Source organism: Thermoanaerobacter wiegelii Rt8.B1 (genome assembly GCF_000147695.2).
GTDB classification, from domain to species: Bacteria; Bacillota; Thermoanaerobacteria; order Thermoanaerobacterales; family Thermoanaerobacteraceae; genus Thermoanaerobacter; species Thermoanaerobacter ethanolicus.
Genome location: NC_015958.1, coordinates 1,653,873 through 1,667,761 on the forward strand (window position 1 = coordinate 1,653,873; position 13,889 = coordinate 1,667,761).

A 13,889-nucleotide genomic window follows, 5' to 3' on the forward strand; every position below is an offset into this window, starting at 1 on the left:
TTATGCGTTTAACTGCTGCTTAGCTATATTTACTAATTCTGCAAAGGCTTTTTCGTCGTTTATCGCCATTTCTGAAAGCATCTTCCTGTTAATTTCTATTCCAGCCTTTTTAAGCCCATTTATAAACCTGCTGTAGGAAATTCCGTGGGCTCTTGCAGCAGCATTTATTCTTGTTATCCAAAGCTTTCTAAAATCTCTCTTTCTTAATTTTCTGCCAATATAAGCATACATTAAAGATTTCATTACTGCTTGATTGGCAACTCTAAAAAGCTTGCTCTTAGCTCCAAAATAACCTTTTGCAAGCTTCAATATTTTCTTGCGTCTTCTCCTCGTCACTTTCCCAAATTTTACTCTAGCCATTTTAAAAACCTCCTAATCTATTATGAATAAGGTAATAAGCGTTTGATATTTTTAGCATCCGCACCTACCAAATAAGTAGCTTTTCTCAATCTTCTTTTTCTTTTTGCATTTTTATGTGTCAAAAGGTGACTTTTATAAGCTCTCGACCTTTTAACTTTTCCTGACTTTAACACTTTAAACCTTTTTGCTGCTCCTCTATGTGTTTTCATTTTAGGCATAAATATATCCTCCTTCTGTAATTTTTGCTAACTTTTTGGTGTTAATACCATCATTAAATTTCGCCCCTCAATATTAGGAGCTTTTTCTATAACGCCATACTCACTGAGCTCATTTGCAAACCTTTTTAAAAGGTCTTCTGCCAGTGAAGTGTGAGCTGCTTCCCTTCCTCTAAATCTTATAGTAACTTTTACTTTATTACCTTCTTTTAAAAACTTAATAGCACTTTTTAACTTTACACCAAAGTCATGGTCTTCAATAGTCGGGGACATCCTTATTTCTTTTACATTTATAATCTTTTGCTTTTTCTTTGCCTCTTTTTCTCTTTTACTAAGTTCATACCTATACTTACCAAAATCCATCAATTTGCACACGGGCGGATTGGCTTGAGGGGCAATCTTAACCAAATCAAGATGTCGCTCTTGAGCAATTTTATAAGCTTCCTTTGCCGACATTATACCTATTTGCTTACCGTCTTGGTCAATCAGCCTTACCTCTTTGTCCCTTATTTCCTCATTGACCTGCAGCTCTTTGTTAATAAATACGCACCTCCTAAAAATTATGAAAAAATAAAAGCGGATATAGAAATACCCGCTTCTTTACAATAAAACAAAGATAAATACTTTTGAAGAAACCTTTGCACCTTCGGTGAAAGGTGAGAAGCGGGCGCTTCTACTTATTCGCTTTTTTAGTTTATCATTATTTTATTTTTTTGTCAATATTTATTTTTATGTTTGCTAAACCCTAAAAATTTGGTTAGTTGTATAATTAAATGCAACAGATAAAAAAATAGAAACCATAGTGAAAATCATGTATGATATAGGTGTCAAATCAACATCATACAAGGAGGATTTTCACTATGGTTCATAATAATTGTACCACAAAAAAGCGTTCTTTTAAACACTTAAGTAGCTATGAACGAGGAGAAATCTATGCATTACTCAAGGAAGGAAGGAGTATTCGGTATATTGCTAAAAAACTTAATCGATCTCCAAGTACCATAAGCCGTGAAATTAAACGTGGAACTACTACACAACTTAGAAGTGATTTGTCTTCTTATACAAGCTATTTCCCTGAAACTGGTCAGGCTGTCTACGAAAAAAATCGTTCAAATTGTGGAGCTAAATTTAAAGCAGCTAAAGCAGAAGATTTTTTGAAATATGCTGAAAATAAAATATTACATGAAAAATGGTCGCCGGATGCAGTTGTAGGTTATTGTAAGAAGGACCCAAGCTGGAATAATAAAACCATTGTTTGTACTAAAACACTCTACAACTATATAGATAGAGGATTATTAAAAGTTAAAAACATTGATTTACCTTTAAAACTACGTTTAAAACCAAGGAAGAAGCAAAACCGTAAAAATAAACGTATTATGGGTAAAAGTATTGATTTTAGGCCTAAAGAAGTTGAAAGCCGTGAAGTTTTTGGACATTGGGAAATAGATACGTTAATTGGCAAGAAGTCTAATGACAAGGTCCTTTTGACATTAACAGAGCGTAAGACTCGCCATGAAATAATACTTCTTTTAGATGCAAAAGACAGCAAATCTGTTAAAGATGCACTATCAAAATTAAAAGATATATTTGGTGATAATTTAAACAAAGTATTTAAAACCATAACATCTGATAATGGTACAGAGTTTAGTGATTTAGAAAGTACTCTTTTAGAATATGGGGTAGAAGTATATTATACACATCCATATTCATCTTGGGAAAGAGCTACGAATGAACGACATAATGGTCTTATACGACGTTTTATCCCTAAAGGAAAAAGTATTAAAGATTTATCTATAGATACGATAAAGAGAGTAGAAAATTGGCTTAATAACCTTCCACGAAAATTGTTAAATTATAAAACACCTAAAGAATGCTTTTATGAGGAACTGGCAAAAATCTGTTAAGCCCATCTCTTATAAAGTATAGAGCTCGCTCGTGATTTGTCAAGGGGCAGGCTTCGCCTGACTTAAACCCTTGACAAATCACGACCTTCGCTCAATTTGTTAACTAAGATGGGCTTAAGGTTATATATGATTTGTCCCAAATCCTATATCTACATGATTTTCATTAAGTGTTGCATTTAATATTGCAATTTATAACCCTAAAAATTTCTCACATACTCCAAGTAAGAAATATAATTTCTTTTTAGCTCTTCTATAGAGTCTCCACCAAACTTTTTAAGGCTTTCATCAGCAATCACCCAAGCACAAACTGCTTCTAAAACACAGGCAGCAGCTTCAACAGCAGTCACATCTGAACGCTCATAAGCAGCTTTTACTTCCTCTTTAGTATTTATGTCAATAGAAGTAAGGGGTTTTAAAAGAGTAGGAATTGGCTTCATGGCAGCTCTTATCACTATAGGGCTACCGTTAGATATTCCTCCTTCAATTCCTCCTGCATTATTTGTCTTTCTGTAAAAACCTTTATCTCCCTCATAATAAATTTCATCATGGACTAAGGAACCGGGTCTTTTGGCTGCCTCAAAGCCTAAACCAAATTCTACTCCCTTAATTGCTTGAACACTCATTATATGATAAGAAAGCAGAGCATCTAATTTCCTGTCCCATTGAGTATGGCTGCCTAATCCTATAGGCACCCCTTCAATTACTATTTCTATTATACCTCCTAAAGTATCGCCTTTAGCCTTTGCCTCTTCAATTACTTTAATCCACTCTTCCTCTGTTTTTGCACCACCTATTTCTAATACTTTGCTTTTTACTGAAACATTTAGTTCTTTTAAAAGCAATTTTGCCACACTTCCTATAGCCACTCTTGCCGCGGTCTCACGGGCACTAGAACGCTCTAAAATATTTCTAATATCTCTTTGATTGTATTTAATAGCACCAGCAAGGTCTGCATGACCAGGGCGTGGTCTTGTTATAGGTGGAATTTCTTTATCTTTCCAATTTGTATAATCTCTATTTATAATCTCCAATGTAAGAGGTGCTCCGATAGTCTTGCCATGTCTTACTCCACTCAAGATGTGTACTTCATCTTTTTCAATAGCCATTCTTCCCCCTCTTCCATAACCCCCTTGCCTTCTTTTAAGCTCATTATTTATAAATTCTACGTCAATAAAGAGATTTGATGGAAGGCCTTCAATAATAGCAATTAAAGCTTCCCCATGGGATTCCCCTGCAGTAATATATCTCATACTTTTCCTCCTTGCTTTGCTTCAATTTCTTTAATCTCATCTTCATAATTAGCTACTAAAAAGTACAAAATACTCACTACTATTCTTGCAATACCTGTTAAAATCATAAAAGCTACATAACCCATTTGTGTATAAAGCCACATTCCAAACATAGGAGCAATAAAAGCGGAAATTTGAGTAATTAGTGTAAACACGGCGATGTAACTCATTTTTTCTGAAGTAGGAGGTAAAAGCTCTAACAGCCAATTTAAGAGCAACATGTTATAACCTCCTACAGCTATACCCCCTAAAAAATCAAAAATAGCGCCAACATAAAGGTTTTTAGCTGTAGCCCACATGAGGGGAATAAATCCTAGAAGCAATGCACTTAATGCAACAGCAAATCCGTTTCCCCTTTTGTTGGACAGGTCAGCCCATTTATAAAAAGCTAAAATAGACCCAATAGAGGAAACAATAGTAAATATACTCATCCATGCATTGTTAGCATGCAAAAAATTTACCTTATATATGGTAAAAATGGGCCAAGCCATCATCCATGCAAAATAATATATAAAAGAAGTTACATTAAAATATATAAATTTCTTAGACTCAAACATGTTTCTAAAAGCTTCATAAAAACTTCCGGACTTGGCTTCATCCAAATCCCTTTTTACCACATGAAACCTTGAAAAATAATAAGATTCTATTAATCCGAAAATAAATGCAACAGTAAATATTACTTGATAATTAATAGGGAAAACTATTTTATCAAGCAACCATCCTGTTACCAAAACTGTAATTGTTGCCACAATTGTCGTCCAAAAATTTCTGTCAGCGAAAACTTTACTTCTATATTCTGGAGGAATTAATTCACTCATAAATGATTGCCAACACATGCCAACTGTCATAGAAGGTAAATTCATTACTCCCACCAACACGACTACCACCCACGGTTGGAGCTCTTTATTAAAAAACGGAGCAAGAGCAAGTAAAAAATAAAAAGTTCTTGCGATATAAAGTACAATATAAGAAAATTTGTGAACCTCTTTTAATTTATTAATCAAATATGTTACAGGAATAACTCCAATTACCACCATAAGGGCAGGTAAAGAATTTAAAAGAGACACTTGAAAGTCATTTGCTCCTAATTTTATAGCATATATGCCAATAAAAGGGTTGACCATATTAAAGCCTATAGCCCATGCAAGACCATTTGTCATATTCATTTTTATGTTATGTCTTAAATATTTGTAAACTTCTGCGTCCTTTTTCATACCTCTTCCCTCAAAATTAATATTTTAATTTTAGATTACCACGTTTTTTAAATTCTTTCAATAAATCAAAATGCCCCTTTAAAGGAGCATTTTGATTTTATAAAGCTTTTGTGGCGATTTCTTTAAGAATTTTTTCTATAAACTCATTTAAGGAAATAGCGCCTAAGTCCCCTTCTTTTCTTGACCTTAAAGATACTGTTCCTTGTTCCACTTCTTTATCCCCTACAATCAGCATGTAAGGAATCTTTTGAAGTTGTGCCTCTCGTATTTTGTATCCTATTTTTTCATTCCTGTCGTCTAATTCAGCTCTTATGTCATTTTCCAACAGACGCCCGTATACATGTTGGGCATAAGCATAGTGTTTATCAGATATAGGCAAAACTCTAACTTGTACTGGCGCCAGCCAAGTTGGGAAAGCCCCTGCAAAATGTTCAGTAAGAATTCCAATAAATCTTTCTATACTTCCGTAAATTACCCTGTGCAACATTATAGGTCTGTGTTTTTCTCCATCTGGGCCTATATACTCCAGTTCAAACCTTTCAGGCATCTGGAAATCCAATTGGATAGTTCCACATTGCCATGTACGACCTATGCTGTCTTTTAAATGAAAATCTATTTTGGGTCCGTAAAATGCACCATCCCCCTCATTAACTTTATATGGTAAATTCACGCGATTTAAAGCAGAAATCAAAGCATTTGTAGCCAATTCCCAGTCTTCATCAGACCCCATAGAATTTTCAGGACGTGTAGACAATTCAACAAAATACTCAAAGCCAAAAATTTTATAGAAATAATCCACTAAATTTATAACCCCTAAAATTTCATCTTCAACCTGCTCAGGAGTCATAAACAAGTGAGCATCATCCTGAGTAAAACTTCTTACTCTCATAAGCCCATGCAAAACTCCTGAGAGTTCATGTCTATGCACTAAACCCAATTCACAAAGTCTCAAAGGCAAATCCCTGTAACTGTGCATTGTAGACTTGTAAACAAGCATTGCTCCAGGGCAATTCATAGGCTTTATTGCATAAGTCTCTCCGTCTATTTCAGTGAAATACATATTCTCTTTATAGTGGTCCCAGTGTCCTGACCTACGCCATAATTCTTCATTCAAAATTATGGGAGTTTTTATTTCCTGATAACCATGCTTTATATGTTCTTTTCGCCAAAAATCTTCTAAAATGTTTCTTATAATCATTCCCTTAGGATGGAAAAAAGGAAAACCAGGTCCTTCAGGGTGGATACTAAACAAATCTAACTCTTTCCCTAATTTTCTATGGTCTCTCTTTTTAGCTTCCTCTAACATATGTAAATATTGATCTAACATGCTTTTTTTGGGAAAGCTTATTCCATATATTCTTTGAAGCATTTTATTTTTTTCGTCGCCTTTCCAGTAGGCTCCAGCAACTGACAACAATTTAATAGTTTTTACCATGCCTGTTGACATAAGATGGGGCCCAGCACAAAGGTCAGTAAATTCTCCTTGCTTGTAAAAAGAAATTTCCTCTCCTTCTGGTATTTCTTCAATTAGCTCCACTTTATAAGGTTCATCTTTTTCTTTCATCAATTTTATCGCTTCATCTTTTGGAAGGACAAACCTTTCCAACTTATAATCTTCTTTTATAATTCTATTCATTTCCTGTTCTATAGCTTCAAAGTCTTCTGTGGTAAAAGGCCTTTCTGTATCAAAGTCATAATAAAAACCATTGTCTATAGCCGGACCAATTGCCAATTTCACATCTTTAAAAAGCCTTTTTACAGCCTGTGCTAAAATATGGGAAGAAGTGTGCCAATAAATCTTTTTCCCTTCTTCATCATCAAAAGTCAAAATTTCTAATTTTCCGTCCTCCTCAATTTTTGTATTAAGTTCCACCACTTTGCCATTAAATTTTCCACCGACGGCTTCTTTTGCTAACCTTTCACTTATACTTTTAGCTATTTCATAAACTGTCATACCCTTTTCAAATTCTCTTTGTGTGCCATCCTTTAATGTTATAATCATTCAATTACCTCCTTTGTAAAATTTTTCTCTTAAATAAAAAACCTCTTACCCCGTAAAGAGGCAGAGGTTATCTGCGGTTCCACTCTTTTTTATACTCTGGTATTATATCGGAATAACCGTTCGGATTCATCATCCGCAGCTCCGGGGTGGTCTTCGATATTCAGAACATTTGAATGATCTCAGCCTATGTCATTCAATCTCTGTGATGTTCTTTAAATATCTACTTTCCCCCTCATTGCTTTAATATTTAATTTTTTAATCATTATATCTTCCTCTCGGACATTTGTCAATAATAATTTATAAAAATTGTATCACAATTGCTTGCAATACTCCTATTAGAAACCCTAAAACTCCCCCCATAATCTCTATCATATAAAGTTCACTGTGAGCAATTTTTATCACCACCTCCTCCAATTTTTCTAATTTGAAGCTTTTTATTTTTTCCTCTACAATTTCTGATATTTTAAGTTTTTTTGAAATAATCTCTACCACTTCATTAGAAGGAGAATTTAAAAATACTTCTACTTCTCTATTTATAATATCACCAATGTAGTTTGATATCATCTCTTTTATAGCCTTGGGAAGAAAAGAAGGAAGTTTATTTTCTGTAACTTCTTTAACTTTTAAGTCCAAATTCGATAATAGAAACTTGCGATTTTCTTCTGTTAAAAGCCTGTCCCATAAATCATTAAAAGATAACAATTCCCTTTCCACAATTTCACCTATTGATTTAGCAATTTCATATTTTCTTTTAGGGATAAGTCCTTGTAACGTAATACCGAAAATTTTTACAGGTTTCAAAGGCTTAAATAGCATTTTAACGGCGACAAAATTCGTAAGCCATCCAATAGCTGCTCCTACAAAAGCTAAAAATAGCATCCTTGTTAAAAATTGCATTCCACCACCTCTAAATTTTAAAAAATCACAAATATAATAATATCAGATTTTGACGAATTTTAAAACCCAGCCTTAAGCTGGGCTATTTTTCACATTTAATCTTTGAACACAATTCACAACCATAGCAAATTTCTACTTTGTCATTAAAAACTTTTTTAACCGTCTCTAGAATTTCATTATCTCTCATATTGTTAATAGAATGAAAAAATATTTTTTTAGGAGCAATGGTTATAAGCGTGCTTATCAAAGCATCTTCATCACTTATAACACCATCTTTTAATTCAGCAACTATTTCATTAATAAAATCATTAGATATTGGTTTGTCATTTTCATCATAAAGTTTAAATTTGCCATTTTTATCGACAATGATATTCAATATTTCAACTTTTGAATCCTGTAATTCGACGAAGTATTTAAGTAAACCTATAAACTCATTGTACTCTTTTTTCATTAAAAATTCATCAACAGCCTTATCTGCTACTTCGCTAAGTTCACCAATAAAATCCCTCAGTCTAAAGTTCACAAATCCTTCTAAGTCTATATAATCACTCTCTTTTAAAAAATCTCTTACCAATACAAAAATTTGCTCTTTTTTTGCTAATTTAAATGTCTCTTTATTCACATCATCTTCTAAAATATTGTAAGCGATTTTTTCTATTTCCTCCTTTTCATCTTCTGAAAAATAATGGTAATATTTATTGATTAATTTTTTTATTATCCGTTTGTCAATTTGGTTAACAATTATATCTGAAATAGCTTCCGCTATATAATTTCTTATTCTCGCAACATTGCTAAAGCCTTGTTTATCCTCCACTTTTAAGCTATAATAGGTAACTGAGCCACACACATTAGAATTTATCGCAATCTTTATACCATTTTCAGCTAAATTTTTTAAGCCATGTTTTAAATTTTCTACATCTAGTTTTAAATCCTTTGAAACACCTATGGAAAATAGTTGCAATTTTCTCACTCCCTTCGTTAATAGTATATGTGTCTTTTTATCATTTTTATCTGTTTTAAATCAGTGGAATGATGGAACCAATGTCTTTTATTTGTTTAAAAGTAAGATAAACAATTTCAATTCCTTTTTTATTTAAAAATTCAATAATTTTTTCATAATTTTTATGTGAATTGAATACACCAGTTACTGCTAATTTTTTCTCTCCTATAAGCCCCATTGCACCGCCAATAAACCCGTATTCAAAACCCTTTAAAAAAACACCTCCGGGTTCTATCAAAAGCGCTTCAAAACCATTGCTAACTGCTACCTCAAATATTCCTTTGTCTGAAGTTATAAAGCTATTATCATCTATGATTGCCATATTACATTTTGTATAACCTTGCTTTACATTTAAAAACTTGACACCTTTTTTTTCTAAGGACTCTCTCAAAACAGGATCTGTGTACTTGAAATTGTGAAAAGCTGTGTTTCCCAATCTTGCTACATTATATGCGATATCATAAGGATAGTTACGTTTCAAAAAAGTTTGTCCTATTTTTACTTTTAAACCTATTAATTTCAATTTGCGTATAAACTCTGGTGTCACATTGGGAGCTACAATGATTTCTCTGTCTCCTAAGGGATGCAAAAGTATATCGGGATGAAAAGAAATAGCATCGTATAAATCTGCACATTTTTCAGTATATAAGACTTTTATCCCTAACTTAGACAAACTATCTCCAATTTCCCTCTCTCTTCCATCAATTACAACCCATTTAAAATTGCCATGGGGAACAAAGGGATTAGACATTTTTTCACCTCTTTTATACAAAGATAGGGCATACTGTTGTATGCCCTTAACCTTTTCTTTAACCTTTTCTTTAACCTTTTCTTCTATCTTTTAAATAACAACTTCCATCCATTGTCTTTAATTTCTTTTTCAATTCAGCAGCTACTGCACTTATTTCCAAATCATTTTTAAAATCTCTAAATTCATTTGTGACAATAGCAATAGAAATTGATACCAGTGGAAACATCATCTTTTCGCCAGTCCTACCAATTGTCTCTATGTAACCCCGTTTTCTATCTTCATCGTCATATAAATACTTTATTTCCTCATCAAAGCGAGAAATTATATACTTACACATCTCTTCAGCTTTATCAGGAGTAGTAATTATCACAAAATCATCTCCACCTATGTGTCCCAAAAAATCTCTTTCATTTCCAATCAGATTTACAGCATCTGATAAAATTTTGGCTGTAAGTTTTATTACATTATCTCCTCTTAGAAAACCATAGTAATCATTATAAGACTTAAAATTGTCCAAATCAATATACAAAATGGCATAAGGCTTGTTTTCTTTAATTCGCCTTTTTATTTCTTCTTTAATGTCAATATTTCCTCTAAGACCAGTAAGAGGGTTGGCCATTCTGTTGTGTTCTATCCGCTGAAACAAATTATTGACTTTAAACAGAAGTTCTTTGTCATTAAAAGGTTTCACTAAATAATCATCTGCACCCAATTCCAACCCTTTAATTTTTTCTTCAAAATTGTCCTGTGAAGTCAAAAGTATTATAGGAAGCATCAAATTTTCTTCTTCTTTCCTCAAAATTCTTAAAAGGTCAAAGCCATTCATGCCTGGCATAACTATATCTAATATTACCATATCAGGTAGTTTATTCCTGTATATTTGTAAAGCCTCTTCTCCATCTTTAGCCTCTAGCACCCCATACCCAGCATTTTCTAAAATATCTTTCAAAATTTTCCTTGTAAGTTTGTTATCATCGACAATAAGAATGTTTCTCCCCTTCACAATGCTTCCTCCACAAAAAAACATTTAACAACCCCATAATATTATATAAAAATTTTGGCAAAAAAACTACTACTTTAGCAAATTAAATTTAAATTAAAAATGAAAAAATTTTACATAAAATTTTATGCAGTTTCTTCAAAGAAAAGAGAGTAATATTTTGAAATTTTTTCTTCCAATGTGTCCATACTTATAAAACGAGCCTCTCTTATTGCCTCTTTTCCATCCACATAAACTATTACAGTAGGAACAGTAAAAACAGAAAACTTACCAGAAGCCAGCGGAATCTCATCAATAGGAATGTGAAAACTTTTTATTTTTGGATAGTTTACTAGCATTTCTTCAAGTTTAGGAAGTAATGATGTACATATTCCGCAATCTTGTGTAGAAAAATAAAGAAATACCATATCATTTTCCTTTATAATTTGTTCTATATTTTCTATGTCGTTAATTTTATCCATAATTTCCCTCCTATCCAAAAGACTACAAACGATTAGATTTTAAAATTAAAAAATATAAGCCCCTTCTAGGGCTTTTTCATAACCTGATTCACTAAAGTTTCATATTTTTATGGAGGCGACACCCGGATTCGAACCGGGGAATAAAGGTTTTGCAGACCTCTGCCTTACCACTTGGCTATGTCGCCATATTGGAGCGGACAACGAGACTCGAACTCGCGACCCTCACCTTGGCAAGGTGATGCTCTACCAACTGAGCTATGTCCGCATAATGGTGCCTCGAAGTGGAATCGAACCACTGACACAGGGATTTTCAGTCCCTTGCTCTACCAACTGAGCTATCGAGGCATAACTGGCGACCCAAAAGGGACTTGAACCCTCGACCTCCAGCGTGACAGGCTGGCGCTCTAACCAACTGAGCTATTGGGCCGTGGTGGTCGCAATAGGACTCGAACCTATGACCCCCTGCTTGTAAGGCAGGTGCTCTCCCAGCTGAGCTATACGACCATTCTACTGCCGTGCAAGTAATAGTATACATAAAAAACTGCTATTAGTCAACACTATTTTGAGGATTTTTTCGCCTTTATGTCTAATTAAAAATAAAAAATATCGATGATTCTCTTAAATTTGCTTTATTCCTCTGCAATTCTCAGCAATTCTTTAAGCCTACTTTCCTCTATCAAATACTTTTTACCACAAAAATGGCATACAGCTTCAACAGATTGTCCTTCTGAAATAAGTTTTTCTATCTCCTCTTTTCCAAGAGCAATTATAGCAGTTTCAAATCTTTCTTGTGAACAATCACATTCATATTTTAAATCTACTCTTTCTAAAATATTAAGTCCCATCTCCCCTAATATATGGTTCAATATATCTTCTGGTAGATATCCATTCCTTAACAATTCTGTAACTGAAGAAATATTCCTGAGTACTTCCTCTAGCTTTGCTACAACTTCTTCTTCAACATTAGGCAATAACTGTATAATAAAGCCTCCAGAAGCTAAAACATTTCCTTCTTTTCCCACTAACACTCCTACCCCAACAGCAGAAGGTACCTGCTCAGAGGCATAAAAATAATAGGCTATATCTTCCCCGATTTCCCCAGTTTGAAGCTCTACAGTTCCAATGTAAGGTTCCTTTAAACCTATATCTTTTATAACAGTCACATATCCATTTTTACCAACAGCTTTGCCTACATCTAATTTTCCTTTTTCAGACAGTGGTAAATCCACTGTAGGATTTCCTACATACCCCTTGACAATTCCCGGGTAATTTGACACTGCAACAATATTCCCTATAGGCCCATCACCTTTTATAACTAAAGTGACCTTGTCTTTTTCACCCTTCATCATAACTCGCATCATAGCGACAGCTGTCAAAGCTCTTCCTAAAGCTGCACAAGTGGTAGGTGTGAGATTGTGAATTTCTTTAGCCTTCTGGGCAGTTTGTGTTGAAAAAGCTGCAATAGCTAATATTTTATTATTATAAGCTGTAGCTCTTACAATGTAATCACTCATAGTAAATACCTCCTATATCAAAAAACCCTAACATATTTAATGTTAGGGTTTAATTTCACGTCAGTTTACCTTTCTTACCTTAGAAGCTTGTGGTCCTTTTGCAGCTTCAACTACCTCGAACTCAACTTTTTGTCCTTCCTCTAATGTCTTAAAGCCATCACCTTCAATTGCTGAGTAATGGACAAATACGTCTGTGCCATCCTCCCTTTCAATAAAGCCATAGCCTTTCTCGGCATTAAACCATTTTACTTTACCTCTTACCATTTATATCTTCCTCCAAACTTGATAAATAATTTACTTCTCTATCATAGCACTTATATATCAAATTGTCAAATTTTTTATTGAAATTTTATAATATCCCATATATTTCTAAGCGCATAGCTTGCTTTTTCCCTTATAACTACATCAGCTTTATAGTCATAAGGAGTCTCTGTCGCATTTATAATTATTAAATGTCTTACTATATCTGGCAAAAAGTTCACTGGCGAAACTGCTAAAGAAGAACCTATGACTATTAACAAATCGCTGGACTTTACTTCTTTTACTGCCAAATCAAAAACATAAGGCATAGGATCTCCAAATAGTACTACATCAGGCCGCAGTAACCCACCACACTCATCGCAGCGAGGAGGAATTTGTTTTTTATTTACTTTTTCCTCTAAAACTTCAAAAGAGACTTTTTTTCCACAATGTAAACAACTTCCTTCTCTCGTATTGCCGTGAACTTCGAATACATTTTTAGAACCAGCTTTTTGATGAAGATTGTCTATATTTTGTGTAATTACTCCAAAAATTATACCTTCTTTCTCCATTTCGCTTAATATGTAATGAGCTTCATTAGGCTCAGCATTTCTCATTGAAGACAAAATCTTGAAACCAACTTTATAAAATTCCTCCGGGAAATTGTACAATACTCCCGTTGACAAAACCTCCATTGGATCTAACTTCTCCCACAGACCCCTTCCTGGGCTTCTAAAATCAGGTATACCACTTTCCGTTGATATACCTGCTCCTGTCAATACAATAGTTTTTCTTGACTGCTTAATGAGGCGAGCAGCCTCTTCAAACAAATTTTTATCCCCCATGGCAATTCACCTCAAATAGAGTATATCACAACTTTTCTTTTTTTCCTACCTCCTGTTGCATTTTCATCTTTTTCTTAACTATTGAACCTATCTTCCCAGTTTCTTGGGCAGATAACTTAGACCATCCAACTTTTTTTACCTTTTCAAGAAGTCCTAATTCTTCAGCCGCTTCAAGTTTCAAAATTTCATTGTCCATT

Annotated in this window: 16 protein-coding genes, 5 tRNA genes and 2 other annotated features; of the genes, 1 reads left to right on the forward strand and 20 read right to left on the reverse strand. The window is 33.7% G+C overall.

Features of this window, described 5'->3' with window-relative positions; all coding sequences use genetic code 11:
- From rplT to infC, 3 genes are all read right to left on the reverse strand, one after another.
- Nucleotides 1-360 carry a 50S ribosomal protein L20 gene (gene rplT / locus THEWI_RS08220; RefSeq protein ID WP_003871005.1) on the reverse strand — a complete coding sequence of 120 codons (360 nt, stop codon included), beginning with the start codon at nucleotides 358-360 and terminating at the stop codon, nucleotides 1-3.
- Between the two features lie 20 nt (nucleotides 361-380).
- Entirely contained in the window at nucleotides 381-578 is a 198-nt protein-coding gene (gene rpmI, locus THEWI_RS08225; protein WP_004401892.1) for a 50S ribosomal protein L35, read from the reverse strand.
- 27 nt (nucleotides 579-605) lie between these two features.
- A complete protein-coding gene (gene infC, locus THEWI_RS08230) occupies nucleotides 606-1,157 on the reverse strand; it encodes a translation initiation factor IF-3 (RefSeq protein ID WP_004401900.1) in 552 nt (183 codons plus the stop codon).
- Nucleotides 1,138-1,260, reverse strand: a sequence feature (ribosomal protein L20 leader region). (Overlaps the previous gene by 20 nt.)
- A gap of 175 nt (nucleotides 1,261-1,435) precedes the next feature.
- Here infC and THEWI_RS08235 point away from each other — a divergent pair.
- Nucleotides 1,436-2,479: an IS30 family transposase gene (locus THEWI_RS08235; protein WP_014062608.1), complete on the forward strand. Its 1,044-nt coding sequence runs from the start codon at nucleotides 1,436-1,438 to the stop codon at nucleotides 2,477-2,479.
- A gap of 197 nt (nucleotides 2,480-2,676) precedes the next feature.
- On the opposite strand, the gene THEWI_RS08240 is transcribed toward THEWI_RS08235, so the two are convergent.
- The 17 genes from THEWI_RS08240 to THEWI_RS08320 form a co-directional block, all read right to left on the reverse strand.
- Nucleotides 2,677-3,729, reverse strand: a complete 1,053-nt coding sequence (locus THEWI_RS08240; protein ID WP_006569989.1) for a chorismate synthase — start codon at nucleotides 3,727-3,729, stop codon at nucleotides 2,677-2,679.
- Complete coding sequence (locus THEWI_RS08245) at nucleotides 3,726-4,982, reverse strand: MFS transporter (protein WP_014063078.1); 1,257 nt, start codon at nucleotides 4,980-4,982, stop codon at nucleotides 3,726-3,728. The genes THEWI_RS08240 and THEWI_RS08245 overlap by 4 nt, the downstream gene beginning before the upstream one ends.
- Before the next feature lie 97 nt (nucleotides 4,983-5,079).
- The gene (gene thrS, locus THEWI_RS08250) at nucleotides 5,080-6,984 is read right to left on the reverse strand and encodes a threonine--tRNA ligase (RefSeq protein ID WP_014063079.1); all 1,905 of its coding nucleotides are present in this window, start codon (nucleotides 6,982-6,984) and stop codon (nucleotides 5,080-5,082) included.
- A gap of 53 nt (nucleotides 6,985-7,037) precedes the next feature.
- Nucleotides 7,038-7,229, reverse strand: a binding site (T-box leader).
- Nucleotides 7,230-7,281: 52 nt separating this feature from the next.
- The gene (locus THEWI_RS08255; protein WP_003871462.1) at nucleotides 7,282-7,881 is read right to left on the reverse strand and encodes a DUF445 domain-containing protein; all 600 of its coding nucleotides are present in this window, start codon (nucleotides 7,879-7,881) and stop codon (nucleotides 7,282-7,284) included.
- A gap of 82 nt (nucleotides 7,882-7,963) precedes the next feature.
- On the reverse strand, nucleotides 7,964-8,842 hold the full coding sequence (ytxC, locus tag THEWI_RS08260) for a putative sporulation protein YtxC (RefSeq protein WP_014063080.1): 879 nt from the start codon (nucleotides 8,840-8,842) through the stop codon (nucleotides 7,964-7,966).
- A 55-nt stretch (nucleotides 8,843-8,897) separates the two neighbouring features.
- The gene (locus THEWI_RS08265) at nucleotides 8,898-9,632 is read right to left on the reverse strand and encodes a DUF6873 family GME fold protein (RefSeq protein ID WP_003867232.1); all 735 of its coding nucleotides are present in this window, start codon (nucleotides 9,630-9,632) and stop codon (nucleotides 8,898-8,900) included.
- Between the two features lie 70 nt (nucleotides 9,633-9,702).
- Nucleotides 9,703-10,635 (reverse strand): GGDEF domain-containing response regulator, encoded by a 933-nt coding sequence (locus tag THEWI_RS08270; RefSeq protein WP_003867231.1) that lies wholly within the window; start codon nucleotides 10,633-10,635, stop codon nucleotides 9,703-9,705.
- A 122-nt stretch (nucleotides 10,636-10,757) separates the two neighbouring features.
- Nucleotides 10,758-11,093: a thioredoxin family protein gene (locus tag THEWI_RS08275; protein ID WP_003870175.1), complete on the reverse strand. Its 336-nt coding sequence runs from the start codon at nucleotides 11,091-11,093 to the stop codon at nucleotides 10,758-10,760.
- A gap of 110 nt (nucleotides 11,094-11,203) precedes the next feature.
- Nucleotides 11,204-11,278, reverse strand: a tRNA-Cys gene (locus THEWI_RS08280).
- Between the two features lie 4 nt (nucleotides 11,279-11,282).
- Nucleotides 11,283-11,358 (reverse strand) — tRNA-Gly (locus tag THEWI_RS08285).
- A gap of 4 nt (nucleotides 11,359-11,362) precedes the next feature.
- Nucleotides 11,363-11,438: transfer RNA gene (locus THEWI_RS08290), tRNA-Phe, on the reverse strand.
- 5 nt (nucleotides 11,439-11,443) lie between these two features.
- Nucleotides 11,444-11,520 (reverse strand) — tRNA-Asp (locus THEWI_RS08295).
- Nucleotide 11,521: 1 nt separating this feature from the next.
- Nucleotides 11,522-11,597: transfer RNA gene (locus THEWI_RS08300), tRNA-Val, on the reverse strand.
- 125 nt (nucleotides 11,598-11,722) lie between these two features.
- A complete protein-coding gene (hslO, locus tag THEWI_RS08305) occupies nucleotides 11,723-12,607 on the reverse strand; it encodes an Hsp33 family molecular chaperone HslO (RefSeq protein WP_006569986.1) in 885 nt (294 codons plus the stop codon).
- A gap of 60 nt (nucleotides 12,608-12,667) precedes the next feature.
- Nucleotides 12,668-12,871 carry a cold-shock protein gene (locus THEWI_RS08310; RefSeq protein ID WP_003867228.1) on the reverse strand — a complete coding sequence of 68 codons (204 nt, stop codon included), beginning with the start codon at nucleotides 12,869-12,871 and terminating at the stop codon, nucleotides 12,668-12,670.
- Nucleotides 12,872-12,945: 74 nt separating this feature from the next.
- A complete protein-coding gene (locus THEWI_RS08315; protein WP_004401923.1) occupies nucleotides 12,946-13,692 on the reverse strand; it encodes an NAD-dependent protein deacylase in 747 nt (248 codons plus the stop codon).
- A gap of 25 nt (nucleotides 13,693-13,717) precedes the next feature.
- On the reverse strand, nucleotides 13,718-13,888 hold the full coding sequence (locus THEWI_RS08320; protein WP_003870178.1) for an alpha/beta-type small acid-soluble spore protein: 171 nt from the start codon (nucleotides 13,886-13,888) through the stop codon (nucleotides 13,718-13,720).
- Nucleotide 13,889: the final 1 nt, after the last annotated feature.

What these genes read in the sequence shown, in the direction of transcription:
- rplT (WP_003871005.1), bottom strand. Translation starts at nt 360, where the DNA reads ATGGCTAGAGTAAAATTTGGGAAAGTGACGAGGAGAAGACGCAAGAAA.
- rpmI (WP_004401892.1), bottom strand. Translation starts at nt 578, where the DNA reads ATGCCTAAAATGAAAACACATAGAGGAGCAGCAAAAAGGTTTAAAGTG.
- THEWI_RS08235 (WP_014062608.1), top strand. Translation starts at nt 1,436, where the DNA reads ATGGTTCATAATAATTGTACCACAAAAAAGCGTTCTTTTAAACACTTA.
- THEWI_RS08240 (WP_006569989.1), bottom strand. Translation starts at nt 3,729, where the DNA reads ATGAGATATATTACTGCAGGGGAATCCCATGGGGAAGCTTTAATTGCT.
- THEWI_RS08245 (WP_014063078.1), bottom strand. Translation starts at nt 4,982, where the DNA reads ATGAAAAAGGACGCAGAAGTTTACAAATATTTAAGACATAACATAAAA.
- thrS (WP_014063079.1), bottom strand. Translation starts at nt 6,984, where the DNA reads ATGATTATAACATTAAAGGATGGCACACAAAGAGAATTTGAAAAGGGT.
- THEWI_RS08255 (WP_003871462.1), bottom strand. Translation starts at nt 7,881, where the DNA reads ATGCAATTTTTAACAAGGATGCTATTTTTAGCTTTTGTAGGAGCAGCT.
- THEWI_RS08265 (WP_003867232.1), bottom strand. Translation starts at nt 9,632, where the DNA reads ATGTCTAATCCCTTTGTTCCCCATGGCAATTTTAAATGGGTTGTAATT.
- THEWI_RS08275 (WP_003870175.1), bottom strand. Translation starts at nt 11,093, where the DNA reads ATGGATAAAATTAACGACATAGAAAATATAGAACAAATTATAAAGGAA.
- hslO (WP_006569986.1), bottom strand. Translation starts at nt 12,607, where the DNA reads ATGAGTGATTACATTGTAAGAGCTACAGCTTATAATAATAAAATATTA.
- THEWI_RS08310 (WP_003867228.1), bottom strand. Translation starts at nt 12,871, where the DNA reads ATGGTAAGAGGTAAAGTAAAATGGTTTAATGCCGAGAAAGGCTATGGC.
- THEWI_RS08315 (WP_004401923.1), bottom strand. Translation starts at nt 13,692, where the DNA reads ATGGGGGATAAAAATTTGTTTGAAGAGGCTGCTCGCCTCATTAAGCAG.
- THEWI_RS08320 (WP_003870178.1), bottom strand. Translation starts at nt 13,888, where the DNA reads ATGGACAATGAAATTTTGAAACTTGAAGCGGCTGAAGAATTAGGACTT.